The sequence below is a fragment of the Bradyrhizobium sp. CCGUVB1N3 genome (assembly GCF_024199925.1).
GTDB lineage: Bacteria > Pseudomonadota > Alphaproteobacteria > Rhizobiales > Xanthobacteraceae > Bradyrhizobium.
In genome coordinates, this window is record NZ_JANADR010000001.1 from 6,525,160 (window position 1) to 6,548,641 (window position 23,482).

At 64.6% G+C, this 23,482-nt stretch carries 21 protein-coding genes and 2 pseudogenes; 13 read left to right on the plus strand and 10 right to left on the minus strand.

The features are described from left to right. Nucleotides 1–169: 169 nt before the first annotated feature. A complete protein-coding gene (locus NLM33_RS31155) occupies nucleotides 170–1,501 on the minus strand; it encodes an MFS transporter (protein WP_254101923.1) in 1,332 nt (443 codons plus the stop codon). Nucleotides 1,502–1,832: 331 nt separating this feature from the next. Beyond that, nucleotides 1,833–2,996 (minus strand): hypothetical protein, encoded by a 1,164-nt coding sequence (locus NLM33_RS31160; RefSeq protein WP_254101924.1) that lies wholly within the window; start codon nucleotides 2,994–2,996, stop codon nucleotides 1,833–1,835. Between the two features lie 340 nt (nucleotides 2,997–3,336). On the opposite strand from NLM33_RS31160, the gene NLM33_RS31165 reads away from it, so the two are divergent. Further along, a complete protein-coding gene (locus NLM33_RS31165) occupies nucleotides 3,337–3,951 on the plus strand; it encodes a helix-turn-helix transcriptional regulator (protein ID WP_254101925.1) in 615 nt (204 codons plus the stop codon). Between the two features lie 43 nt (nucleotides 3,952–3,994). Here the strand turns inward: NLM33_RS31165 and NLM33_RS31170 are convergent, their stop codons facing one another. The 4 genes from NLM33_RS31170 to NLM33_RS31185 all read right to left on the minus strand — a co-directional run bounded on the left by NLM33_RS31170 (nucleotide 3,995) and on the right by NLM33_RS31185 (nucleotide 6,430). After that, complete coding sequence (locus NLM33_RS31170) at nucleotides 3,995–4,243, minus strand: hypothetical protein (protein WP_254101927.1); 249 nt, start codon at nucleotides 4,241–4,243, stop codon at nucleotides 3,995–3,997. Between the two features lie 112 nt (nucleotides 4,244–4,355). Then, entirely contained in the window at nucleotides 4,356–4,730 is a 375-nt protein-coding gene (locus NLM33_RS31175) for an Hpt domain-containing protein (RefSeq protein ID WP_254101929.1), read from the minus strand. An 87-nt stretch (nucleotides 4,731–4,817) separates the two neighbouring features. Beyond that, nucleotides 4,818–5,516, minus strand: coding sequence for a Crp/Fnr family transcriptional regulator (locus NLM33_RS31180; protein ID WP_254101931.1), 699 nt, complete (start codon nucleotides 5,514–5,516; stop codon nucleotides 4,818–4,820). A 203-nt stretch (nucleotides 5,517–5,719) separates the two neighbouring features. Next, nucleotides 5,720–6,430: a Crp/Fnr family transcriptional regulator gene (locus tag NLM33_RS31185; protein ID WP_254101932.1), complete on the minus strand. Its 711-nt coding sequence runs from the start codon at nucleotides 6,428–6,430 to the stop codon at nucleotides 5,720–5,722. A gap of 153 nt (nucleotides 6,431–6,583) precedes the next feature. Here NLM33_RS31185 and NLM33_RS31190 point away from each other — a divergent pair. The 7 genes and pseudogenes from NLM33_RS31190 to NLM33_RS31220 form a co-directional block, all read left to right on the plus strand. Continuing rightward, nucleotides 6,584–6,703 (plus strand): annotated as a pseudogene (locus tag NLM33_RS31190) (response regulator); the annotation flags it as partial. Nucleotides 6,704–7,248: 545 nt separating this feature from the next. Further along, on the plus strand, nucleotides 7,249–10,104 hold the full coding sequence (locus tag NLM33_RS31195) for a hybrid sensor histidine kinase/response regulator (protein WP_254101933.1): 2,856 nt from the start codon (nucleotides 7,249–7,251) through the stop codon (nucleotides 10,102–10,104). 71 nt (nucleotides 10,105–10,175) lie between these two features. Then, a complete protein-coding gene (locus NLM33_RS31200) occupies nucleotides 10,176–10,649 on the plus strand; it encodes a chemotaxis protein CheW (protein WP_254101934.1) in 474 nt (157 codons plus the stop codon). 30 nt (nucleotides 10,650–10,679) lie between these two features. Then, nucleotides 10,680–11,066, plus strand: coding sequence for a response regulator (locus NLM33_RS31205; protein ID WP_027526396.1), 387 nt, complete (start codon nucleotides 10,680–10,682; stop codon nucleotides 11,064–11,066). Between the two features lie 47 nt (nucleotides 11,067–11,113). Further along, nucleotides 11,114–11,998: a protein-glutamate O-methyltransferase CheR gene (locus tag NLM33_RS31210; RefSeq protein ID WP_254101935.1), complete on the plus strand. Its 885-nt coding sequence runs from the start codon at nucleotides 11,114–11,116 to the stop codon at nucleotides 11,996–11,998. Beyond that, nucleotides 11,995–12,309 carry a PilZ domain-containing protein gene (locus NLM33_RS31215; RefSeq protein ID WP_212402411.1) on the plus strand — a complete coding sequence of 105 codons (315 nt, stop codon included), beginning with the start codon at nucleotides 11,995–11,997 and terminating at the stop codon, nucleotides 12,307–12,309. The genes NLM33_RS31210 and NLM33_RS31215 overlap by 4 nt, the downstream gene beginning before the upstream one ends. Nucleotides 12,310–12,452: 143 nt before the next feature. Further along, entirely contained in the window at nucleotides 12,453–12,956 is a 504-nt protein-coding gene (locus NLM33_RS31220) for a response regulator (protein ID WP_254101936.1), read from the plus strand. A 22-nt stretch (nucleotides 12,957–12,978) separates the two neighbouring features. Here NLM33_RS31220 and NLM33_RS31225 read toward each other — a convergent pair whose 3' ends face one another. Further along, nucleotides 12,979–13,311: a hypothetical protein gene (locus NLM33_RS31225; RefSeq protein ID WP_254101938.1), complete on the minus strand. Its 333-nt coding sequence runs from the start codon at nucleotides 13,309–13,311 to the stop codon at nucleotides 12,979–12,981. A gap of 151 nt (nucleotides 13,312–13,462) precedes the next feature. Here NLM33_RS31225 and NLM33_RS31230 point away from each other — a divergent pair, with 151 nt between their 5' ends. Beyond that, entirely contained in the window at nucleotides 13,463–14,098 is a 636-nt protein-coding gene (locus tag NLM33_RS31230) for a response regulator transcription factor (RefSeq protein ID WP_254101940.1), read from the plus strand. Between the two features lie 175 nt (nucleotides 14,099–14,273). On the opposite strand, the gene NLM33_RS31235 is transcribed toward NLM33_RS31230, so the two are convergent. From NLM33_RS31235 to NLM33_RS31245, 3 genes and pseudogenes are all read right to left on the minus strand, one after another. Next, a complete protein-coding gene (locus tag NLM33_RS31235) occupies nucleotides 14,274–17,858 on the minus strand; it encodes a PAS domain S-box protein (RefSeq protein WP_254101942.1) in 3,585 nt (1,194 codons plus the stop codon). Nucleotides 17,859–17,889: 31 nt separating this feature from the next. Further along, nucleotides 17,890–17,988, minus strand: a pseudogene (locus tag NLM33_RS49735) (response regulator); the annotation flags it as partial. 193 nt (nucleotides 17,989–18,181) lie between these two features. Next, the gene (locus NLM33_RS31245; RefSeq protein ID WP_254101946.1) at nucleotides 18,182–18,898 is read right to left on the minus strand and encodes a GntR family transcriptional regulator; all 717 of its coding nucleotides are present in this window, start codon (nucleotides 18,896–18,898) and stop codon (nucleotides 18,182–18,184) included. 94 nt (nucleotides 18,899–18,992) lie between these two features. Between NLM33_RS31245 and NLM33_RS31250 the strand changes: the two genes are divergently transcribed. The 4 genes from NLM33_RS31250 to araD are packed head-to-tail and all read left to right on the plus strand — an operon-like array spanning nucleotide 18,993 to nucleotide 23,386. Next, the gene (locus NLM33_RS31250; protein WP_254101948.1) at nucleotides 18,993–20,012 is read left to right on the plus strand and encodes an ABC transporter substrate-binding protein; all 1,020 of its coding nucleotides are present in this window, start codon (nucleotides 18,993–18,995) and stop codon (nucleotides 20,010–20,012) included. A gap of 4 nt (nucleotides 20,013–20,016) precedes the next feature. Further along, complete coding sequence (locus NLM33_RS31255; RefSeq protein ID WP_254101950.1) at nucleotides 20,017–20,778, plus strand: ABC transporter ATP-binding protein; 762 nt, start codon at nucleotides 20,017–20,019, stop codon at nucleotides 20,776–20,778. An 11-nt stretch (nucleotides 20,779–20,789) separates the two neighbouring features. Further along, nucleotides 20,790–21,653: an ABC transporter permease gene (locus NLM33_RS31260; RefSeq protein ID WP_254101951.1), complete on the plus strand. Its 864-nt coding sequence runs from the start codon at nucleotides 20,790–20,792 to the stop codon at nucleotides 21,651–21,653. Beyond that, a complete protein-coding gene (gene araD / locus NLM33_RS31265; protein WP_254101952.1) occupies nucleotides 21,650–23,386 on the plus strand; it encodes an L-arabinonate dehydratase in 1,737 nt (578 codons plus the stop codon). The genes NLM33_RS31260 and araD overlap by 4 nt, the downstream gene beginning before the upstream one ends. The last annotated feature ends 96 nt before the right edge of the window (nucleotides 23,387–23,482 follow it).

The window sequence follows — 23,482 nt, forward strand, 5'->3', positions numbered from 1 at the left end:
AGGTCGCGCCGAAGGCGCGGGTGGGGGCTCTCTCCACTCGGGGGCTCTCCCGGTAAGACAGTCGACGCTCTCCTTCGTGGAGGCACCCTCACCCCAGCCCTCTCCCGCAAGCGGGAGAGGGAGCGCAGCTTCGTTCGCGGCTTGCAAAGAAGCTCAATCTCATCATGCCTCAGCCCACCCTATACTCGCCCGAGATGTTCTTGCCAGTGTAGTCGGTCATCGCCGCGGTCGCGATCAGGCTGATCACGGCGCACAGCGCGACATAGGCAGCGATGGCGGTTGCCGACTGGAAGGCGCCGAACAGCCAGGCCGCGATCAGAGGCGCAGGACCTCCGGCGATGACGGAGGCGAGCTGATAGCCGAGCGAGGCGCCGCTGTAGCGCAGGCGTCCGGTGAAGCTTTCAGCGATCAGCGCGGCCTGCGGGCCGTACATCATGTCATGCGGGATCAGCGACAGGATGATGGCGAGGAAGATGACCGGCTGCGATCCGGTGTCGAGCATGCGGAAATAGATGAAGCCGAACACGCCGGTCACGGCCGCGCCGATCATGTACATGTTCTTGCGCCCGATGCGGTCGGACAAATGGCCGAACAGCGGGATCGAGACGAAGGACAGCACCGAGGCTGCGAGCACCGCGGTGAGCAGGAAGTCGCGCGACACGTTCAGCGTCTTGACGCCATAGGCGAAGATGAAGGCGGTGAAGATGTAGAACGGCGCCTGCTCGGCCATGCGGGCAAAGGCCGACAGCAGGATCTCCTTCGGATGCTCCTTGATCACTTGCAGCATCGGCGTGCGCTCGACCTTTCGCTCCGCGACCAGCCTGGAAAACACTGGCGTCTCCAGAATGCCGAGCCGGATGTAGAGGCCGACGCCGACCAGGATGAGGCTCAGCGCAAAGGGCACGCGCCAGCCCCATGACAAGAACTGCTCGCCGGACATCTGGCTGAAGGCGAGCACGGCGAGGTTCGCGAGGAACAGCCCGCAGGGCACGCCGAATTGCGGCCATGAGGCGATAAATCCGCGGGAGTGATCGTTGCGCGCCCATTCCATCGACATCAGCACCGAGCCGCCCCATTCGCCGCCGACGCCCACGCCCTGGACGAAGCGCAGCACGGTCAGGGCGACCGCGCCCCAGATTCCGATGCTCTCATAGGTCGGGACCAGCGCCACCGCGAAGGTCGCGAGCCCCATCAGGAGCAGCGTGGCGATCAGCGTCGATTTGCGGCCGATGCGGTCGCCGTAATGGCCGAAAATGGCCGCGCCGACGGGGCGGGCGATAAAGCCGACGGCGTAGATCGCGAAGGCCTCGAGCGTGCCAACCCACGGATCGGAATGCGGAAAGAACAGTTTTGCGAAAACCAGGCCAGTGACGGTCGAATAGAGGAAGAAATCGTACCACTCGATGGCGGTGCCGATGGTGGAGGCGATCACGGCGCGGCGCAGCTGAAGCTGGTGCTCGCTGTCGGGCAGCGAGGCCGGGTCGACATGGGACAGGGACATGACGGGAGCCTTTCCTTGGAGGCCGCCCCCTACTTTGCATGGGGTTGTTTTCACGAAAAACATTCGAGGCGGCGTGACGGTTCCAAGGCCGCCGGGCAGCGTGGTTCCACATCCGGCCGTGGCGGTCCGCCGCAGGGCGACTGTGAAGCAGTTCACATGCGTCTTGCCGCACCTGCGCTATGAATGCGCTTATCCGGTGATGGGCTGCGTAAGGATCGCAGCGATGACGACACGGCGTATGATGGCTTGGTGGTTCTGGTTCGTGCTGTCGGGACGATTTCTCGATCGTTTCCTGAGCCTGCCGCGCGTGCCGCGGAACTAGCCGCAAAGCTCAGCTCTGCCCGATCAGCTTCCGGAACACGGCCGCGCCGTCCTGCACGGCATCGCGTCCCTTCCAGGCCAGATAGGTCAGCTTGCCCGCGAGCGAGTCGTGGTTGCGCAGGCGGCGCGAACCGAGGATGTGACCGACATTGTCCGGGAAGCGGCTGACCTCGGTGGCGACGAGCGCGGCGATCGCGTCCATCAATTGCTGGAGGCGAATGCCCCACTCGGACGACTCGATCTCGTCAATGCGGACCTTGAGCGCATATTCGACGTCATAGATTTCCGCGAGCAGATCGCGAGCGATCAGCACCCGGTTGTTTTTCAGCGCGAACCGCAGCGCGAGGCGCTTGTCGTCGATCCGGTCGAGCACCATCGGAACCGTGATGGCATAGGGCGTGGCGGCGACGTCGGCGGCGGTTTTGGTCGGCGCGGCCCTGGTCGCGAGGCGGATCAGGTGCCAGGGCGTCTTCAGCCGCCGTGCCACCAGCGCCAGCGCAAAGGGCAGCGCCTCGGGATTGGCCTTCCTGAAGGCATCGAGGCGCGCGGTGATCTGCTTCACCAGGCCGTCGTCGAATTTCGAGATCTTCTCGGGCAGCTTTTCGTTGAACTTCGCCAAAGCGTTGTGGGCGCGCAGCACCTGCAGCATCTTGGTCACGTCGTCGAAGGCGAAGCGCGAGGCGGTGTATTGCCCGAGCTTGGCGCGGGCGAGCTCGGTGCCGTCGGCCGAAGCGAGCGTGTTCTCGAGGACCTTGACGACCTTGATCTGGAACGCGGCCGCGGTCTTCTGCACGTCCTTCGGGTTATTGGCGGCGACCTGGTCGTTGATCGCCTTGATGTAGTCGCGCGCCATGGTCGGCAGCAGGTCGCGGCAGATCCACTCCCAGATCGGCGTCAGCGTGTTGCGCGAGATTCGCCCCATATTGGCGTGCTCGGGCGCGCCGTCGATCAGAAGCAGCTCGAGCGGAGCGAAGAAGGAGTTCGACGGATTGGGGGCGCGCGCCTGGGTCGATCCGTCCTTGCGGAATTCGGCGCGCAGCTTCGCCAGGATGTCGGGCGAGCCCGGCATATCGATGCCGCACAGCTCCAGCCGCTCGAGCTCGCTGAGCAGACAGCTCCGCGACAGCGGCGTCAGCCGCTGCAGGAATTCCCAGAGCTGTTCGACCTGGCTCATGGCACGCAATTTTTCGCAACTTTTCCGGAACTGTTACTGGTTCGTCGCGTGGAGGCATTTGCGCGCTCTCAACTGCGCTCCAGAGAAGCAAGTCACCGTTAATTAATTGGTAAAGTCGTACGGCGCGGCCGCCCGACGCCCGCCCTGACGTTAAGAAGGGATTTCGGGAGATGCCTGGGATTTAGGCAGAATTTGCAACCGATGCGCGGTCCGCGGGCCATCACGGCAAGCATGAATTGTGCCGACGCCGGAGATCTCGCACAAAACCGTCAAAATCACCGTAGTCTTACGGAACAAAAAGTTAACCACGATTCCCCCCGGGTTCCGCTAAACGAATCACATGGGGCATGAGAATGATCCGATCGCTGATTCGCGATCGTCGGCTTGGTACGAAAGCAGCACTTCTCCGCACGAAGAGCTCGAACTCGCCCGGTTGAAAGCCGCCCGTGCCAAGGCTTCCGAGGAGACCGCTGCTGCGATCGCCCGCGAGCTGAACGGCCCCCTGACCGCCCTTCTCCTCTACATGGGCGAGATCAAGCATCACAGCGACCAGCTTTCCCCGGTCTCCGCCGACCGGGCCTATTTGCAGCGCGTTGTCGAGAATGCGCTGGCGCAGACCGAGCGCGTCTGCACGCTGGTCAAGCAGCTTGACGGCGCGCCGCGGAACGGAGCGTCAGGGATCGACGACACCGAGGCGAGTGCCGGACGCGCGCCGCTCGCTTTGCGCCCGGCCGGCAGCGAGCTCTCCGGCCCGCATGGCTCGAAGCGGTTGACCAGGCGCGAACGCGAGGTGCTGCGGCTGATCAGCGAAGGCTATTCGAACAAGCAGGGCGCGCTGCGGATGCAGATCAGCCCGCGCACCTTCGAGAGCCATCGCGCGGAGGCTATGCGCAAGCTCGGGGCGCGCAACACCGCGGATCTGGTCCGCGCGGCGCTGCTGCATTCGATCGATTGAGGCGGGCTGTGACGGGCGGCGGCGGACTGTCTGCTGTGTCGTCTCAGTAATAGTCGTCCGCGAAGGGGCGCGCGCGCGAGTTCGGACGCCGCGGCTTCACCTCGTCCTTCGGCGCGCTCGGGATGATCGTGACGGTCCAGCGCTGCGGGATGCTCGATTCCTGTTCCAGCACGGAGCGCACGAAGCCGGTCACCGTCGCCTCGCCCGATTTCACCGTCGCCATGCGGCCGTTGAACTGGGCAATGCGGAAGCGGCGGACTTCCTTCTGGTCCGCAGTTTCAAAGGTGAACATGGAAACCCTCCTGGTCTCGCGCGACTATCGTCGCCTATGATTAGCCAAGTGTTGATTAGCCATGTGTGAAAATCCCAAGCCGTAGAAGTACGGCGGGATTTTGCGCGAGGGATCAGGCGTCCTCGTCGCGCGCCGCGGCGTAGGCTTTCGTCATCGCGTCCAGCAGCTTGCGATAGGCGACGTCATCGAGCGCCGCCGCGTTTCGCTCGAGCTGCTGGGCGAGCGCCGCGAGCCGCTGATAGCCGAAGGTACGCGCCGCGCTCTTCAGCGAATGGGCTTCGCGCTCGATCCGAGCGCGCTGCTGCGCGAGCGCAAGATCGCCGAACAGCTTCAGGCGCGCATCGGTCTCGCTCCAGAACACGGCGCGGACCTCGCCGGCCCCGTGTTCTCCGATCTCGCGCACCAGCGCCTGGAATGCACCGGGATCCCGCGCCGGCTCGGCGGCGAGGGAGGATTCGAAAGACGACCGGGCGGCAGCTTCGCGCATGAGACGGTTCTATCGGCCGAACGTCTACGCCGTGTAAATGTCATGCCTGGGGACAATACGCATGATCGGGCGGCAGCGGGCAGCGGATCATCGCGGCCCGAGCAACCGGTCGTACTGCGCCTTCACCGTGGCGTAGCATTCGCAGGCGGTCTGGCGCAGCCCGTCGAGATTGTTGATCTGGATATGGCCGCGGCTGTAGTGGATGAAATTGGCCTGTTGCAGCGTGTTGGCGACCAGCGAGACGCTGTTGCGCCGCGCGCCGATCATCTGCGCCAGATTTTCCTGGGTCAGCAGCAGCCTGACGTCGCCCGACAGGTCATGGATCTGCAACAGGCACCGCGACAGCCGCGACTCCACGGGATGGGCGGCATTGCAGCCGGCGGTCTGTTGGACCTGCGCATAGACCGCAAGCGCATGGCGCGTCAGCAAGGTCCGCAGGGAGGAACTTTGGTCGGCCGCGGCGCGCAAACGGTCGAGATCCATCACCGAGGCCATGCCGCCGACGAGCACCACCGCGCTGTTCAGCGCGCTCGCATCACCCATCGCCGACAAGGCTCCGAGCAGACTGTCGCGGCCGATCATCGCGACCTGCACATGCTCGCCCTTGGCGAGTTCCACGACCAGCGAGATCACGCCGCGATGCAGGAAATAGGCGCGCTTGAGCGCTTCGCCCGTCTCCACCAGTACGGTCTCATGGGGCAGATCGGTGATGCGTAAGTGCGGGCGGATCAACTCGTAATCATCCGCCGACAGCGCAGACAGGAAACCATTGGATGGACGCACCATCGTTTCCAAAGCTGCCTCCCGTCTTTCCCGGCCGGCGAAGCGCTGTCGTGCGTTCGCCATCCCTCGCACGGGTCCATGACGCCCATCATGTGCCTCCCGGGATATGTTGGCAATTGGACATATAGCGTCCTGAAGGTCGTAAGGAGCCTGTGTGCACGTCGGCATGCACATGAAGTTGCGTCACCACGACGCAGCCTGCCGGCTCACGGAGCGGATACCAGTAGCCGTGCATAGGCATTTTTCACCGCGCCGTGACACGCGCAGCATGTTGCCTCCAACGCATGCGCGTCGGTAATCTCGATGTGGCCTCGGCTGTAACGGATGATGCCGGCCCGCTGTAGCGAATGCGCCACCAGCGAGATCGCATTGCGCCGAACGCCGATCATCTGCGCCAGCAGCTCCTGTGTCAGCGGAACGGTTGCGCTGTCGCAGAGGTCGCGGGCGCGCAGCAGCCAGCGCGCAAGCTTGGCTTCGACCGGATGCAACGTGTTGCAGAGCACGGATTGTTGCGCGTGGGCCAGCAGCGCCTGCTCGTGGCGAACCATCAGGCGACGGAACCGCGGGCTTCTGTCGGCGATACGGCGAAACGCGGCGCAGTCCAGGCTCACGGCCGTGCCTGGAAACAACACGACCGCGTCCGCCAGTGCAGCCCAGCCGGCCAGTGCCGCGCCGCCGCCGATGACGCTGTCGCGGCCCAGCATCGCCACCTCGATCGTCTGTCCGTCTGCGAGATTGACCGTTATCGAGACCGCGCCGCGAAGCGGGAAGTAGACCTGCTTCGGCGGAGCTCCGTCCACCCCGAGGGACATCTCCCTGACCAGCTCGACAGTCGCGAGATGGGGCTCCAGCAGCGCGAAGTCCGCCGCATCGAGCGTCCTGAGCAATTGATTGGGCGGGCGACCGCTGGCAGTCATGCGAAATCAATCCGGCTGCTGTCCGTCATCATGCTGCACATGGTGCTTCGTGATGCAGTTGCACGGCTTGACCTAATGTACAACAAAGGTTGCGCGCGGGTCTATATGCACGTTATGGGGCAAGCACGTTGCCGCCCTCGAGCGCGCCCGGTTGATCTGATGATCGTCGACATCTTCATGCCGCACATGCGCGGCTTCGAGTCGGTCCGCATCTTCCACAAGCGCGCGCCCGCTATGCCGCTGATCGCGATGTCCGGCTATGACTTCGCTAATCGAACCACGTCGGCAAAACGTCCGGTCGCGCGGTTGGGTTAGCGCGCTCTCGGTCGACGCGCTCATGGGGTAAGGGTCTGTTTACCTCAAAGGCCCATCGCGTGCGTCGCGGTCGGGGCAGCAATCGCCCACCTCACGGGCGATGACGGATGCGGAAGATTTGATTCAACCCGCGCGGCGCCGGCATAGCGCCTTTCACCGCCGAGGCTTTCCTTTACAGCGCGTGCCGCGACATGCGGCGCGCCGACCGTTTGCGTCATCGCCGCGACGCCTGCGGCCGGTTTTGTCGAAAGCCGCCAGGGCGCTGCGCCAAACGACAAAGTTGTCTTCAATATCCGTATTAGCACGGAGGTCGAAATTAACGCGGCCGTGAAATGCGATGTCTAACGATTGAAGGGAGCGCACTGCGTCGATTGTGAGAAGGCGGATCGGCGTCACCACGACACATCCGCTTGGCGAAGATGCTGGTCGTGAAGGGCCGTCAGGCAAGTCGCGATCAAGGCCGGGAAGCCGGTGGCGAGTCCAAGGTTGGTAAGGCGTATTCCATGGATGATCTGTTGCGGGAGTTTTTGACGGAGACCAGCGAGAGCCTGGACACCGTCGACAATCAGCTGGTGAAGTTCGAGCAGGAGCCGAACAACGCCAAGATCCTGGATAACATCTTCCGCCTGGTTCACACCATCAAGGGGACGTGCGGCTTTCTGGGATTGCCGCGGCTCGAAGCGCTGGCGCATGCCGGCGAGACGCTGATGGGCAAATTCCGTGACGGCATGCCGGTGACCGCCGAGGCGGTGACGGTGATCCTGTCGTCGATCGACCGCATCAAGGAGATTCTGGCCGGGCTCGAGGCGACCGAAGCCGAGCCCGAGGGCACCGACCGCGATCTCATCGACAAGCTGGAAGCGATGGTCGAGCAGGGCATGGCGGCTATGTCAGCGTCGGCGCAGCCGATCGCGTCAGCGTCGGCGCAGCCGATGCCGGCGGCAGGTAGCGCTGCGCCCGTTGCCGAAGCCCCGCCGCTGGTGCCGGAAGTCCCTGTTGCGGCTGCGCCCGCGCCCGCAAAAGAGATGACCACGGGTTCGCTGATCGACCAGACGCTGGAGCGGCCGCTGCGTCCGGGCGAAGTGTCGCTGGACGAGCTCGAGCGCGCCTTCCGCGAGACCGCGATCGAAGCGCCTGCGCCCGCTGCCAAGGCCGAGGTGAAGGCGCCCGCGGCCTCTCCGGCAGCTGCGGTCGCCAAGGAAGCCGTCAAGGAAGCCGCCAAGGACGCCAAGGCGCCCAAGGAGAAGGCCGCGCCGAAGAAGTCGATGGCCGACGAGGGGGCCAGCGAAGGCGACCGCGTCGCCAACCAGTCGATCCGCGTCAACGTGGATACGCTGGAGCATCTGATGACCATGGTCTCCGAGCTGGTCCTGACCCGCAACCAGCTTCTGGAGATCTCCCGCCGCAACGAGGACACCGAGTTCAAGGTGCCGTTGCAGCGGCTGTCCAACGTCACCGCCGAGCTGCAGGAAGGCGTCATGAAGACGCGCATGCAGCCGATCGGCAATGCCTGGCAGAAGCTGCCGCGCATCGTCCGCGATCTCTCGAGCGAACTCGGCAAGCAGATCGAGCTGGAGATGCACGGCGCCGACACCGAGCTCGACCGCCAGGTGCTCGACCTGATCAAGGACCCGCTCACCCATATGGTGCGCAACTCCGCCGACCATGGCCTGGAGACCCCGGCCGAGCGCACGGCGAGCGGCAAGGGCGAGCAGGGCACCATTCGGCTGTCCGCCTATCACGAGGGCGGCCACATCATCATCTGCATCGCCGACAACGGCAGAGGCCTCAACACCGAGAAGATCAAGGCCAAGGCGCTCTCGAGCGGTCTCGTCACCGAGGCCGAGCTGGAGAAGATGAGCGAAGCCCAGATCCACAAGTTCATCTTCGCGCCGGGCTTCTCGACCGCGGCCGCCATCACCTCGGTCTCGGGCCGCGGCGTCGGCATGGACGTGGTGCGCACCAATATCGACCAGATCGGCGGCACCATCGACATCAAGAGCGTCGCCGGTGAAGGCTCGTCCGTCACCATCAAGATCCCGCTGACGCTGGCCATCGTCTCCGCGCTGATCGTGGAAGCCGCCGGCGACCGCTTTGCCATTCCGCAGCTCTCGGTCGTCGAGCTGGTGCGGGCCCGCGCCAACTCCGAGCACCGCATCGAGCGCATCAAGGACACCGCGGTCTTGAGGTTGCGCAACAAGCTGCTGCCGCTGATCCACCTCAAGAAGCTCCTCAAGATCGACGACGGCGCAGCCTCCGATCCCGAGAACGGCTTTATCGTGGTCACCCAGGTCGGCAGCCAGACCTTCGGCATCGTGGTCGACGGCGTGTTCCACACCGAAGAAATCGTGGTCAAGCCGATGTCGACCAAGCTGCGCCACATCGACATGTTCTCGGGCAATACGATCCTGGGCGATGGCGCCGTCATCATGATCATCGACCCCAACGGCATTGCCAAGGCGCTCGGCGCCTCCGGCTCCTCGGCCCATGACATGACCGACGAGAATGCCGGCCATCACATCGGAAGTGGCGAGCAGACCACCTCGCTGCTGGTGTTCCGCGCCGGCTCCAGCCAGCCCAAGGCGGTCCCGCTCGGCCTCGTCACGCGCCTGGAGGAGCTGCCGGCCGACAAGATCGAGTTCAGCAACGGCCGTTACATGGTGCAGTACCGCGAGCAGCTGATGCCGCTGGTCGCCATCGAGGGCGTCACCATCGCCGCCCAGGGCGCCCAGCCGATCCTGGTGTTTGCCGATGACGGCCGCTCCATGGGCCTCGTCGTCGACGAGATCATCGACATCGTCGAGGAGCGCCTCAACATCGAGGTCGGCGGCTCCAGCGCCGGCATTTTGGGCTCGGCCGTGATCAAGGGCCAGGCCACCGAGGTGATCGACGTCGGCCACTTCCTGCCGATGGCGTTCGCCGACTGGTTCACCCGCAAGGAGATGAAGCCGTCGATGGCCTCGCAGTCGGTGCTGCTGGTCGACGACTCGGCCTTCTTCCGCAACATGCTGGCGCCGGTGCTGAAGGCGGCCGGCTACCGCGTCCGTACCGCGCCGACCGCGCAGGAGGGCCTGGCTGCGCTGCGCGCGCAGAGCTTCGACGTCGTGCTGACCGACATCGAGATGCCCGACATGAACGGGTTCGAGTTCGCCGAAACGATCCGCTCCGACCACAATCTCGGCGCGATGCCGATCATCGGGCTCTCGGCGCTGGTCTCGCCGGCGGCGATCGAGCGCGGCCGGCAGGCCGGCTTCCACGACTATGTCGCCAAGTTCGACCGTCCCGGTCTGATCGCGGCGCTGAAGGAACAGACGGCAGGTGCCGCCGGCGCCTCCGAGCTGAGCCGGGCGGCGGCGTAGAGCATGATCCGGAAAAGTGTGAAGCGGTTTTCCGACAAGATCATACTCATAAAGAACCAGGGGAAACACAGATGAGCAGCAAGACGCAAAGCAGCGAAGGCGCCATGGTCGAATACGTCACCGCGATGATCGGCGGCCAGCTGTTCGGCCTGCCGATCTCGCGCGTCCAGGACGTGTTCATGCCCGAGCGCGTCACCCGCGTTCCCCTGGCCTCGCGCGAGATCGCGGGGGTCTTGAACCTGCGCGGCCGCATCGTCACCGTCGTCGACATGCGCGCCCGCCTCGGCCTGCCGCGGCCCGAGGACGGCAAGGTGCCGATGGCGGTCGGCGTCGACCTGCGCGGCGAGTCCTATGGCCTCCTGATCGACACGATCGGCGAAGTGCTGCGCCTGCCCGTGGACGGCAAAGAGGAAAACCCCGTCAACCTCGACCCCCGCATGGCCAAGCTCGCCGGCGGCGTCCACCGCCTCGACGGCCAGCTCATGGTCGTCCTCGACGTCGATCGCGTCCTCGAGCTCGAAACCAAAGTGCAAATGGCTGCGTGAGCCCAACAACATCGAAGCCGGAGAACTAAAATGAAGACATGTTTGGTCGTCGATGATTCCAGCGTCGTGCGCAAGATCGCGCGCCGCATCCTGGAAGGCCTCGAATTCGAAGTGACTGAAGCCGAGGACGGCTCGAAGGCGCTGGAGGTCTGCCGGCAGAAGCTGCCCGATGCCGTGCTGCTCGACTGGAACATGCCGGTCATGGACGGCTTCGAGTTCATGGGCCACATGCGCCGCCTGCCCGGCGGCGACCAGCCCAAGGTCGTGTTCTGCACCACCGAGAACAACGTCGCCCACATCGCCCAGGCGCTCAGCGGCGGCGCCAATGAATACATCATGAAGCCGTTCGACAAGGACATCATCGCCGACAAGTTCGCTGAAGTCGGTTTGATCCCTGTCGGACAAGCCTTTGCTTAAGTCTTCCTGGCCTGAGTGTTTCCGGTAATCCTGCGAGAGGCTGCCCAGTGACCCCGCCCGAGTATGAGTATCTGCGGAAGTTCTTGAGAGACCATTCCGGTCTCGACCTGTCTGCCGACAAGCAATATCTGATCGAGAGCCGGTTGCTGCCGCTCGCGCGCAAGGCCGGACTCTCCGGCATCGGTGACCTCGTCCAGAAGCTGCAAGCTGGATCGAGCGCGCTGATCACCAGCGTGGTCGAAGCCATGACCACCAACGAAACCTTCTTCTTTCGCGACAAGGTTCCGTTCGACCATTTCCGCGAAACGATCATGCCGGAGGTGCTGAAGGCGCGCGCGGCGCGCCGGAGCGTGCGCATCTGGTGCGCCGCCGGCTCGACCGGTCAGGAGCCCTATTCGCTGGCGATGTGCCTGAAGGAGATGGGTGCCGCGCTCACCGGCTGGCGGGTCGAGATCATTGCCACCGACCTGTCGCAGGAGGTTTTGGAGAAATCCAAGTCCGGCGTCTACAGCCAGTTCGAGGTGCAGCGCGGCCTGCCGATTCAGCTACTGGTCAAACATTTCAAGCAGACCGGCGAGACTTGGCAGATCAATCCCGAACTGCGGGCCATGATCCAGCATCGGCAGCTCAATCTGCTGCACGACTTCTCCCAGCTCGGCACCTTCGACGTGATCTTCTGTCGCAACGTGCTGATCTATTTCGATCAGGAGACCAAGATCAACATCTTCAACCGCCTCGCCCGTCAGATCGAGGGGGACGGCTTCCTGGTGCTCGGCGCAGCGGAAACCGTGGTCGGACTGACCGACACGTTCCGTCCGATTCCGGAACGGCGCGGCCTCTACAAGCCCAATGACGCGCGCGGCGCCGGCGCAAAGCCCGCGATCGCCGCGGCGCCTCCGAGGGCCGCTGCAATGGCAGGACTGCGCGTATGAGCGAGGATGGCAAGGGTGCGGAACGCGTGACGTTCAGTCGCGGCTATGATGTCTGCATCATGGCGATCGACGGGACCTGGCGTCGCGATTGCAAGCTCAACGCCATTTCCGACACCGATGCCATCCTTACGGTCGAAGGTTCGATCCAGGGCCTGAACCTCAAGGAATTCTTTCTCCTGTTGTCCTCGACAGGTCTTGCCTATCGCCGTTGCGAGCTGGTGCGCGTCAACGGCGCGGAAATGGACATCCAGTTCCTGCGCGGCAAGAACAAGAAGAAGCGCGCCGCCGCGGGCCATGACGCGACGGTTTGAGGACTGCGGCGTCCTCCCGTTCGCTTTCTTAATGCGTTGTGTCGGATTTGCTGGAAACATCCGGTTGAATTCGCGGCCTCCGTTTTACCTGGCCTAAGCGCGTGCGATGTATGAATCGCCGGTCTCAATCGCAGGACCCGGTAATGCCAAGAAGCTCCTTCTCCTCCCTCCCGTCGAACCTGTCCGATGCCGGCGAACGGCGCCCGCTGCAGCTTCTGGTCGTCGATGACGACGCGACGCAGCGCAGCCTGATCACGGTCGCAGCCAAGCAGGCCGGGCATGAGGTGACCGTGGCGCCCTCCGTTTCGGAGGCGATCAGCAAGCTTCGCTCCGGACGCTTCGACTGTGTGACGCTCGATCTCGTGCTGGAGGACGGCGACGGCATCGAGGTGCTGCGCGTGATGTCGGAGGCGAAATTCGCGGGCTCCGTGATCGTCATCAGCGGCATGGATGGCCGGCGCCGCAGCGCCGCCCGCCACTTTGCCCGCTCCGTGGGTATCGAACTCCAGAGCCTGCCGAAGCCGCTCGACCTCGCGGCGCTGCGTATCAGCCTCGCCAATCTCGGCAAGACCGCGATGGGTCTGCCGACGATGCACACCTGGGGCGGCGTCGCCACCGATGCCATCGTGGCGCGTCATCGCGCTTGAGACGCGCGGAATGCGCGCGGCCTCAGCCGATCAGGCGCTGCTGCCGCGCCGCCGCGGTCGCGGTTTCGGTCAATTTGCCGGAATCAGAGAGCGATTTTAAGGCGAGGCCGAGGCCGGCCCTGCACGCACCGAGCGCCGCGCTTGCCGTGGCGTAGCGGGGCGTGACATCATCCAGCACGAAGACGTCGGTGGAACCCGGCGGATCGCAGGCGTCCTCCAGCGTGATCGCGGCCTCGATCAGGCGTATGCTGGTCTCGATCTGCGCGATCAGAGAGCGAAGATCGGTAGCGATCAACTGACGGCTGTCGGAAATGGCCGCTGCGACACGCGGGTCGGTGCCAGCAAAATTTTGCATGGATATTCTCCGTCCCCAGTCATTAGGCACTACGCCGCTACTTGTGCGTTAACTTCATGTCCCGTACAAATGCGGGGTGGGCCGAATCCGTGCCGAACGCCAAAACGCTTGGCGCGGACACAAGTCTTCTCATGCCGGATGGACGTGGCACATGGCCGAAAAAACCTCCCGTGGCGAGATCTTCGTGGTCGACGACGACCCTGCTGTTCGCGACACACTGTCGATGGTGTTGAAGGCGGCGAGCTATGAGGTGATCTGTTTTGCCGACGGCGCCGCGTTGCTCGCGGTCGCGCGAAATCGCACACCGGCCGCGATCCTGCTCGACGTTCACATTCCCGGCAAGTCGGGCCTCGACATCTTGAGGGAGCTGCACGGCGAGGATTATCCCGCGCCGATCTTCATGATCTCCGGGCAGGGCGATATCTCGATGGCGGTCAGCGCCATCAAGAACGGCGCGCTCGATTTCATCGAGAAGCCGTTCCGCGGCAGCGAGATCGTCAACCGGCTCGACGAGGCGATCGGGGCTTATGCACGTCGGCAGGCAGAGAGCGCCTCGCCCAAGTTCGGCCAGCTCCACTTCCCTGGACGCGAGCCCCTGACCCGGCGTGAGCGCGAGGTGCTCGAGCAGTTCGCCGCGGGCGCTTCCAACAAGGAAGCCGGCCGCACGCTCGGGATCAGCCCGCGCACCATCGAGGACCATCGCGCCAACATCATGAAGAAGCTCGGCGCCCGGAACGCCGCCGACCTGATCCGTATCGTGATGACGGCCGCCCAGCGCGCGTCGTAAGGGAGCGCTCTCTCGTGCCCCGGACGCAGCGCGTCACGCGGTGATGCGCTGCTGAGCCGGGGCCCATGTCTCGGCATCCTGCGTCTCAGCCTACTGCACCATGCCTCGGTTCCGGCTCTGCGACGCAGCGTTGCACGCCGCATCGCGTCCGGGACACGCGCGCCTGCGCGCAGTCTCAGCCCTCGAGCGCCTTGCGCAGGATCCGCGCGAGGTCCGACTTGCGGTAGGGCTTTGCCAGGAGGCGAACGCCGGAATCCAATCGTCCGTGATGGATGATCGCGTTCTCGGTATAGCCTGATGTGTAGACCACCTTGAGATCGGGCCTGGTCTTCAGGATCTCGTCGGCAAGCTGCCGGCCGTTCATCTTGCCCGGCATGATCACGTCGGTGAACAGGAGGTCGAACGGCTTTCCGGCCGCAACGATCGCCAGCGCTTCAGCCGCATTGGCCGCCTCCAACGTCGCGTAGCCCAGCGAATGCAGCTGCGCCAGCACATAGTCGCGCACCAGGCGATCGTCCTCGACCACCAAAATCGTCTCGTCCCCGCCCTCGATCGCAGCCGGCGTCACACCCTCGCCGCTTGCAGTCGCCGTCATGCCAGGCGGCAGGTACATCTTGATCGTGGTCCCGTGTCCTTCCTCGCTGTAGATCCTGACATGGCCGGCGGACTGCTTGATGAAGCCATAGACCATGGAAAGGCCGAGCCCGGTGCCCTTGCCGGGTCCCTTCGAGGTGAAGAAGGGATCGAAGACCCGGTCCAGGAGCTTCGCCGGAATCCCGGCGCCGGTGTCGCTGACCGCGATCAGCACGTAGTGGCCGGGGCGGATGTCGTTGATGTTGGCGTAGGCCTCGTCGAGATAGGCCGCTCCCGTCTCCAGGATCAGCTTGCCGCCGTTCGGCATGGCGTCACGGGCGTTGAGCGCCAGGTTGAGAAGGGCGGTGGTGAGCTGGTTGGGATCGACGATCGCTACGCAGCTTTCCGTCTCGAACACGGATTCGATCTGGATCTGCTCGCCCAGCGTCGGGCGCAAGAGCTTGGCCGTGTCGACGATCAACGAATTGACGTCGATCTCGCGCGGTTGCAGCGGCTGCTTGCGCGCAAAGGCGAGCAGGTGCTGGGTGAGCTCGGCGCCGCGGGCTGCTGCCTCGTCGATCATCCTGGTGATGGCGGCGAGCTGCGGCTCCTTCTCGACCGCATCCGCCAGGATCTCGATCGTCCCGGTGATGACGGTGAGGATGTTGTTGAAGTCATGCGCCACGCCCCCGGTGAGCTGGCCGACCGCCTCCATCTTCTCGGCGTGGCGGATGCGCTCGTCGGCCGCGATCTTGTCGGTGAGGTCGCGGTAGAAGACGTTGAACAGCAGTCCTTCGCGACGGTTCAGCGCAGTGACGCTCAGCTCGGCCGTGAATTCCTTGCCGTCACGCCGGCGGACGATCATTTCGCGCCGACGTTCGAGGAGCCTGCCGTCTCTCGAGCTCACGAAGCCTTGCAGGCCGCCCCTGATCGTTTCGCGTTCGCTCTCGGCGACGATCAGGTCGATGTTGTTCTTGCCCAGCGCCTGGTCGCGCCGCCAGCCGAACAGCCTTTCAGCCTGCGAGTTCCAGGCTAGGATGGTGCCGTTCTCGTCGGTCTGAACGAACGCGTCGAGCGATGTCTCGATGATGTTGCGGGCGAGCTGCTCGCTTTCCCGCAGCGATTCCTGTGCAAGCCGGGCTTCGGTCATGTCGCGACCGACGAAGTAGAAACGCTTCATCTCGGCAGACCACGTCCCGAGCCAGGAGAGCCAGACCTCGTGCCCGTCCTTGTGGAGGCAGCGGCTGTCGGCGAGCTTGGGCCGATCGCCGCGCCGCAAGGCCCGCATGTCCTCGCGTGACCGCTCCAGATGATCGGGATGGATGAAGTCGGCGCCGCTGCGGCCGACCATCTCCTGCGGCTGAAAGCCGAGGATGGTTTCCGAGCTCGGGCTGATCTGGGCGACATATCCCCTCGCGTCCATGATCATGATCAGGTCCTGCGAGGCGTCGAAGATCAGCCGGCGCTCCTCGCGTTGCTGTTGCAGCGCGCGCTCGGTGCGTCTGGCTTCGGTGATATCGCGGGCCGAGCCGGACGCGCCGATGATTGCGCCGTCGGGACCCTTGATCGGCGACAGGCTGAGGGCGATCTCCACGGGGCTGCCGTCCTTGCGCACGCGCACCGTCTCGAAGCGTTCGATCGGCTCGCCGCGCGCGATCCGTCCCAAATAATCCTTACCCTGCTCGCGGCGGTCCGGAGGCACGATGATCGAGGTATGCTTGCCGATCGCCTCGTCCGCCGAATAGCCATAGAGCCGTTCCGCCGCCGGATTCCAGCCGGTGATGATGGCGTCGAGCGACTGCATGACGATCGCATCGTCGGACGACTCGACGGCGGCGCTGAAGAGCTGCTCGCGCTCAGCATGATGGCTTCGTGCGGCTTCGGTACGGCGGTGCTCGCGAACCTCGCGTTCGAGAGCCGCGGTCTTGGCCTGCACCTCCGCGACCATGCGCGCGAAAGCCCGTGCCAGTGCGCCGGTCTCGCCCGGCGCATCGACAGGGATGTCCGCCGGCCGCCCGCTGCCGATTGCCTCCACCGCCGTCGTCAGACGCCCGATCGGACGAGTCAATGAGCGGGCCACGAGCACCGCAAGCGAAGCCGCGGCGAGGACCGCAAGCACGCCGACCAGCAAGGATGTTTTTTGAATGGCCGCCGGCACGCGGCTGAATACGGACGGGGGAATGGTCTCGATGATTGCGACCCACTCCTTGCCCGCAAGCAGCGCCGGCGCGAGCGCCGCGCCGCTTGGCCGGCCTGACCTGTCGGTCAGGAGCTGCGTGGATCCTTCCGTCGTTCCGATCAGGGCCGTAAAATATGGAAAGTCATTGCGCCAGTTGTCGGGCCGGCCATGCAGTGAGCCGAATTCTCGTGTGCGATTGGGATGGACGAGATAGTCGCCGCGCGAATTCACGACGTAGATCTGCCCTCCCGAGCCGGAAGCCGAGCGAATGCGCTCGAGAGCCGGATGCATGTCGATATTGGCGATGATGATGCCGAACGGCTTGCCGTCCGGTGTGAACAGCGGCGCTGCAACCCGCAAAGTCGGCATGTGAGAGGCCGTGGTCCCCCCCTGGCGGGTCGCGAGATCGATCGGCGACACATAAATCTCGCCGGGCGCCAGGCGAATCGTTTCCTGAAAGTAGATTCGCTCGCTCTTGTGCTCCAGTTCGCTGTTGGGAACGATCCGGGCTGCTCCATTCGGGCCGGATCGGTCGACGCGGACCAGCTCGCGCTGGTCGTCGTCGACACCGATGACTCGAAATTGCGCATAGCTGGGTTTGGCCTCGATCTCGGCCGCGAGGCGCGTTGCGATGCGCTCGCGCCAGGTCTGCTCCGAAACGCCGTCAAGAGCGTCAATGCCGCCGCCGATATGGGCGCGGATCAGGCCATTGATGCCCGCGGCGGAGCGATAGCCGAGGAGATCGCCGCGAGCGCCCGCAACGTAGGATTCGAGATTGGTAGCCAGCAGGTGTGACTGGGCTTCGACGCGTTCCAGGACCCGTGGAATGACCGCCTGCGTGAGGTTGCGATAGCCGAGCCAGCCGACTGCGGCCACGGTAACCGCCACCAGCAGGATCATCGCGATGGCCAGCCGCGTTGCGAGCGTCATGGGGATTCCCGAATGGCCGCGCGTGTTCTGGCCCGGAACAGAACGGAGGTCTTTGTCATCGGCGGCCGGTGCTGACATCCGGATTCCCCCGCGATGCCATCTGCGTCGCGTCCAGGCAGATCGTCGCGCGATGGCCGGCCCCCTCCAGCAGCAGCCGGATCGTCATCTGCACGGCCGGATCGTCATCCACGATCAGGATGTTGGCCAAGTTCCAGTCCCCCGAGCCCGGTCCAGGTCGACCCTGTCGGTCGAAGCAGGGAATAGGAAATTGTTGCGCGGATTCCGCGCAACCTGCAAGCGCTTCGCGACGATGGAATGGGCCTTGTGGCGCGGCTCGGACGTGACCGTCCTATATGCATGATTGCATGCATAATATCATACAGCCTGCGGCTGCGCCGCGTCTAGTCGCTGAGATACTCCGGATGGCGCGTCCGGATCCTGTCGAGCTCGCTGAGCGTGCCCGACAGATGCGTGCGCAAGTGCTGCTGCGCGGCATCGGCGTCGCCGGCTTCGATCGCGCGGGTGATCAGTCTGTGGTGTCGCACGATGTTCTGGGCCTTGCCCGGCGAGGGCAGGTGTAACCGCCGCAAACGGTCGATATGTCCGCTGCGGCTGCGCACCAGCGTCCAGAGCTCCTGCTTGCCGGCGGCCGCGTAGAGCTGGGCGTGGAATTCATTGTCGCCGGCGATGAAGCTCTCGAAGTCTCCGGCCCTGGCGAATTGCTGCTGGAGTGCGATCGCCTGGTCCAGGCGGATGATCAGGGCTTCGTCGTGGCTTTCCGCAAGCAGTCGCACGATTTCGAGCTCCAGCGCCTGGCGCAGGAAATGCGCCTGCTGGGCGCGGCCGACATCGACCCGGCTGACCACCGTCGCATGCTGCGGAAAGACGTCGACGAGCCCTTCTTCCTCCAATCGCATCAAGGCGTCGCGGATCGGCGTCGAGCTGACGCCGAATTGCGCGGCAAGATCGGCGCGCGACAGCGGCGAGCCCGGCGGCAGCTCCAGCGCGAGAATGGCGTTGCGCAGCCGCTCGAACACCTGTGGCGCGGCCTGCCGGGCGCGGTCGAGCCGCCTGCCGGGGCGGGACGCCGCGCGGGGCCCGGTATGGGACACTTCCATGGCTTGCTGTCCGGAGCGCTTGCCTTTGATGCACTAATGCATTAGTGCATCAGTAACGCCGCGCGTCAATGCCGGCCAGAGGAAACGAACAACAATGATCAAGCAGGTCCAGCACGGCCTCGCCGCCGTCGCCACGATCGTCGCCCTGGCGCTGTCGGCGCCCCCGGCAGAAGCGCAGCAGAAATCCGAGATCGCGCTGTCGCGGCAGCCCGGCATCTTCTACATGCCGAGCCACATTATGGAGAAGCTGAAGCTGATCGAGAAGCACGCGGCTTCGCTCGGTGTATCCGGCGTTACCACAAAATGGATCACCTTCTCCGGCGGCGGCGCGCAGACCGACGCGCTGCTCGCGGGCGGCGTCGACATCCTCAACACCGGCACCGGCAATCTCCTGCTGCTGTGGGATCGCACCCGCGGCGGCGTGAAGGGCATCGTCGCAACGTCGGCGCAGCCGATGACGCTGATCAGCCGCGACCCCAACATCAAGTCGATCAAGGACTTTGGCCCGACCGACAAGATCGCGGTGCCGACGGTGAAGGTCTCGACCCAGGCCATCGTGCTGCAGATCGCAGCCGCCGAAGCCTTCGGTGCCGATCAGTGGTCGAAGCTGGACGCCAACACGGTGCAGCTCGGCCATCCCGATGCCTATGCCGCGCTCGCCAATCCCAAGCACGAGGTGCACAGCCATTTTTCGATTCCGCCGTTCAGCTTCCTGGAGCTGAAGAACGTGTCGGGCGCGCATGTGGTGCTGAATTCACCCGACGTGATGGGCGGGCCGTTGAGCCAGGCGCAGTTCTTCACCACGACCAAATTCGCCGACGCCAATCCAAAGATCATCCAGGCCGTGCGCGACGCGACCAAGGAAGCGCAGGATCTGATCCGCAGCGATACCAGGCAGGCGGTCGAGATCTACAAGGAGATCACCGGCGACAAGACCTCGGTCGAGGAGCTGCTGGATCTGCTCAAGGAGCCCGGCATGATGGAGTGGAATCTCGAGCCGCAGGGCACGATGAAGTTCGCCGCGCACCTGTTCAAGACCGGCACGCTGAAGATGCAGCCCAAGGCATGGACGGACTATTATCTCCCCGTCGCGCACGACCTGAAGGGCAGCTGAGCCCATGGCGCTGCTCGATGTCAGCGGGGTGACGCTGCGCTACAAGACCTCGAGCGCCGTCGTGACGGCCACCGAAAAGGTCTCCTTCACCGTCGACAAGTCCGACCGCTTCGTGCTGCTCGGACCGTCCGGCTGCGGCAAGTCGACCCTGCTCAAGGCGGTCGGCGGCTACATGGTGCCGAGCGAGGGGCGGATGACGATCCAGGGACGCAATATCGTCGGTCCCGGCGCCGACCGCATGATGATCTTCCAGGAGTTCGACCAGCTCCTGCCCTGGAAGAGCGTGCTCGCCAACGTGATGTTTCCGCTCCTGACCGCGCGGCGGCTGCCGCGCAAGGAGGCCGAGGCGCGTGCGCGGGCCTATATCGAGAAGGTCGGCCTCACCCGCGTGGTCGATGCCTACCCGCACACGCTGTCGGGCGGCATGAAGCAGCGCGTCGCCATCGCCCGCGGCATGGCGATGGAGCCGGACATTCTCCTGATGGACGAGCCGTTCGCCGCGCTCGATGCGTTGACGCGGCGAACCTGCCAGGACGAATTGCTCCAGCTCTGGAGCGAGACCAAGTTCACCGTGCTGTTCGTGACCCATTCGATCGCGGAGGCGATCCGGATCGGCAACCGCATCCTGCTGCTGTCGCCGCATCCCGGGCGCGTCAAGGCGGAGGTGGTCGATGTCGACAAGGTCAGCAATGACGACGGCAGTGCCGGACGGCTGGAGAAGGAGATTCATGATCTCCTGTTCTCATCCGCCGTAACGGCGCATTGAGGGAGCTTCTCATGGGCGAAGCGAGAATCTTGCTGCGAGCCGCGCCGGCTGCGGACGCCGTCAGCGCCGGGGAGGTCGAACGCAAGCTGAGCGTGGCCGAGCTCTTGTGGAACGACGGTTTTGTCCGCAAGGCCGTCATCATCCTGTTTCTTGCGGCTGTCTGGGAGGCCTACGGCGTCTACCTCGACAATCCCCTGCTGTTCCCGACGCTGCACGATACCTTCGTCACGCTGATCGAGCGCGTCAAGGACGGCACCATTCCGATGCGCGCCTGGACTTCGCTGAAGGTGCTGTTCATGGGCTATTCGGCGGGCATCGCGCTCGCTGCCATCTTCACGGTGCTCGCGATCTCGACCCGCATCGGCACCGATTTCCTGGAGACGGTGACAGCGATGTTCAACCCGCTGCCGGCGATCGCGTTGTTGCCGCTGGCGCTGATCTGGTTCGGGCTCGGCAATGGCAGCCTCGTCTTCGTGCTGATCCATTCGGTGCTGTGGCCGGTCGCGCTCAACACCCATTCCGGCTTCAAGAGCGTGTCCAACACGCTGCGCATGGTCGGGCGCAACTACGGCCTGCGCGGATTGCCTTATGTCGCAAGGATCCTGATCCCGGCCGCTTTCGGCTCGATCCTCACGGGCCTCAAGATCGGCTGGGCTTTCGCCTGGCGCACGCTGATCGCGGCCGAGCTGGTGTTCGGCGTGTCCTCGGGGCAGGGCGGGCTCGGCTGGTTCATCTTCGAGAATCGCAACCTGCTCGACATTCCCGCGGTCTTCGCAGGACTGTTGACCGTCATTATCATCGGGCTCTTTGTCGAGAACCTGATCTTCCGCGCCATCGAGCGGAATACCGTCCAGAAATGGGGTACCCAATCATGACCAAGAAAAAGACGCCCGATCAGCTCCGCAGTGCGCGCTGGTTCGCCCCTGACGACCTGCGCTCGTTCGGGCACCGCTCCCGCACCATGCAGATGGGCTATGCGCCGGAGGAGTGGAAGGACCGGCCGATCATCGCCATCCTCAACACCTGGTCGGATGCGCAACCCTGCCACATGCACTTCAAGTCGCGCGTCGACGACGTCAAGCGCGGTATCCTGATGGCCGGCGGTCTGCCGATCGAATTGCCGGCGCTGTCGCTGTCGGAATCGCTGCTCAAGCCGACCACCATGCTCTATCGCAACCTGCTGGCGATGGATGCGGAGGAGCTGTTGCGCAGCCATCCCGTCGACGGCGTCGTGCTGATGGGCGGCTGCGACAAGACCACACCGGCGCTGCTTTTGGGCGCCACCTCGATGAACATCCCGGCGATCTATCTGCCGGCAGGTCCCATGCTGCGCGGCAACTGGAAGGGCAAGACGCTGGGCTCCGGCTCCGACGGCTGGAAGTACTGGGACGAGCGGCGCGCCGGAAGGATCTCCGACAAGGACTGGGTCGACATCGAAGCCGGCATCGCCCGCAGCTACGGCACCTGCATGACGATGGGCACGGCGTCGACCATGACGGCGATCGCAGAAGCGATCGGCATGACGCTGCCCGGCGCCTCCTCGATTCCCGCCGCCGACGCCAACCATATCCGCATGGCCAGCGAATGCGGCCGCCGCATCGTCGAGATGGTGTGGGAGGATCTGACGCCGAAGACGATCCAGACGCGCAAGGCGTTCGAGAACGCCATCGCGGTCGCAATGGCGATGGGCTGTTCGACCAATGCGATCATCCACCTGATCGCGCAGGCGCGCCGCGCCGGCCAGGACATCGGCCTCGACGATTTCGAGAAGGCCAGCCGCAAGGTACCGGTCATTGCCAACGTGCGGCCGAGCGGCGATGCCTATCTGATGGAGGACTTTTTCTATGCCGGCGGGCTGCCGGCGCTGATGGAGCAGATCAAGCAGCATCTGCATCTGGATTGCATCACGGTCACCGGGAAGTCTCTTGGCGAGAACATCGCGGGCGCCGAGGTTCACAATGACGACGTGATCCGCTCGGTCGACAATCCCATCTACAAAGAGGGGGCGCTCGCCGTGCTCAAGGGCAATCTTGCGCCGGACGGTTGCGTGATCAAGCCGAGCGCCTGCGCGCCGCGCTTCCTCAAGCACACAGGACCAGCGCTGGTATTCGACGACTATCCGTCAATGAAGAAGGCGGTCGACGATCCCAATCTCGACGTCACCGAGGACCATATCCTCATCCTGCGCAATGCCGGGCCGCAGGGCGGGCCGGGCATGCCGGAATGGGGCATGCTGCCGATCCCGACGAAGCTCGTGAAGCAGGGCGTGCGCGACATGGTGCGCATCTCGGATGCGCGCATGAGCGGCACCAGCTATGGCGCCTGCATCCTGCACGTCGCGCCGGAATCTTATGTCGGCGGCCCGCTCGCGCTGGTGAGGAACGGCGACCGCATCACGCTCGACGTCGCCGCACGCACCATCAATCTGGATGTGCCGGAGGTCGAGCTCGCCAAACGTCGTGCGGAATGGAAGCAGCCCGAGCGCCGCTTCGAGCGCGGCTATGGCTGGATGTTCTCGAAACACATCATGCAGGCCAACGATGGCTGCGACTTCGATTTCCTGGAGACCGGCTTTGGCGCGCCGATCGGCGAGCCGTCGATTTACTAGTTCACCGTCGTTCCGGGATGGTCCGAAGGACCAGGCCTCCGAGCGCAATTGCGCTTCGGGGAATCTCGAGATTCCGGGTTCGATGCTGCGCATCGC

Bases quoted from the DNA above. Each gene is read 5' to 3' on its own strand.
- NLM33_RS31155 (WP_254101923.1), bottom strand. From the start codon at position 1,501: ATGTCCCTGTCCCATGTCGACCCGGCCTCGCTGCCCGACAGCGAGCAC.
- NLM33_RS31160 (WP_254101924.1), bottom strand. From the start codon at position 2,996: ATGAGCCAGGTCGAACAGCTCTGGGAATTCCTGCAGCGGCTGACGCCG.
- NLM33_RS31165 (WP_254101925.1), top strand. From the start codon at position 3,337: ATGGGGCATGAGAATGATCCGATCGCTGATTCGCGATCGTCGGCTTGG.
- NLM33_RS31170 (WP_254101927.1), bottom strand. From the start codon at position 4,243: ATGTTCACCTTTGAAACTGCGGACCAGAAGGAAGTCCGCCGCTTCCGC.
- NLM33_RS31175 (WP_254101929.1), bottom strand. From the start codon at position 4,730: ATGCGCGAAGCTGCCGCCCGGTCGTCTTTCGAATCCTCCCTCGCCGCC.
- NLM33_RS31180 (WP_254101931.1), bottom strand. From the start codon at position 5,516: ATGGTGCGTCCATCCAATGGTTTCCTGTCTGCGCTGTCGGCGGATGAT.
- NLM33_RS31185 (WP_254101932.1), bottom strand. From the start codon at position 6,430: ATGACTGCCAGCGGTCGCCCGCCCAATCAATTGCTCAGGACGCTCGAT.
- NLM33_RS31195 (WP_254101933.1), top strand. From the start codon at position 7,249: ATGGATGATCTGTTGCGGGAGTTTTTGACGGAGACCAGCGAGAGCCTG.
- NLM33_RS31200 (WP_254101934.1), top strand. From the start codon at position 10,176: ATGAGCAGCAAGACGCAAAGCAGCGAAGGCGCCATGGTCGAATACGTC.
- NLM33_RS31205 (WP_027526396.1), top strand. From the start codon at position 10,680: ATGAAGACATGTTTGGTCGTCGATGATTCCAGCGTCGTGCGCAAGATC.
- NLM33_RS31215 (WP_212402411.1), top strand. From the start codon at position 11,995: ATGAGCGAGGATGGCAAGGGTGCGGAACGCGTGACGTTCAGTCGCGGC.
- NLM33_RS31220 (WP_254101936.1), top strand. From the start codon at position 12,453: ATGCCAAGAAGCTCCTTCTCCTCCCTCCCGTCGAACCTGTCCGATGCC.
- NLM33_RS31225 (WP_254101938.1), bottom strand. From the start codon at position 13,311: ATGCAAAATTTTGCTGGCACCGACCCGCGTGTCGCAGCGGCCATTTCC.
- NLM33_RS31230 (WP_254101940.1), top strand. From the start codon at position 13,463: ATGGCCGAAAAAACCTCCCGTGGCGAGATCTTCGTGGTCGACGACGAC.
- NLM33_RS31235 (WP_254101942.1), bottom strand. From the start codon at position 17,858: ATGTCAGCACCGGCCGCCGATGACAAAGACCTCCGTTCTGTTCCGGGC.
- NLM33_RS31245 (WP_254101946.1), bottom strand. From the start codon at position 18,898: ATGGAAGTGTCCCATACCGGGCCCCGCGCGGCGTCCCGCCCCGGCAGG.
- NLM33_RS31250 (WP_254101948.1), top strand. From the start codon at position 18,993: ATGATCAAGCAGGTCCAGCACGGCCTCGCCGCCGTCGCCACGATCGTC.
- NLM33_RS31255 (WP_254101950.1), top strand. From the start codon at position 20,017: ATGGCGCTGCTCGATGTCAGCGGGGTGACGCTGCGCTACAAGACCTCG.
- NLM33_RS31260 (WP_254101951.1), top strand. From the start codon at position 20,790: ATGGGCGAAGCGAGAATCTTGCTGCGAGCCGCGCCGGCTGCGGACGCC.
- araD (WP_254101952.1), top strand. From the start codon at position 21,650: ATGACCAAGAAAAAGACGCCCGATCAGCTCCGCAGTGCGCGCTGGTTC.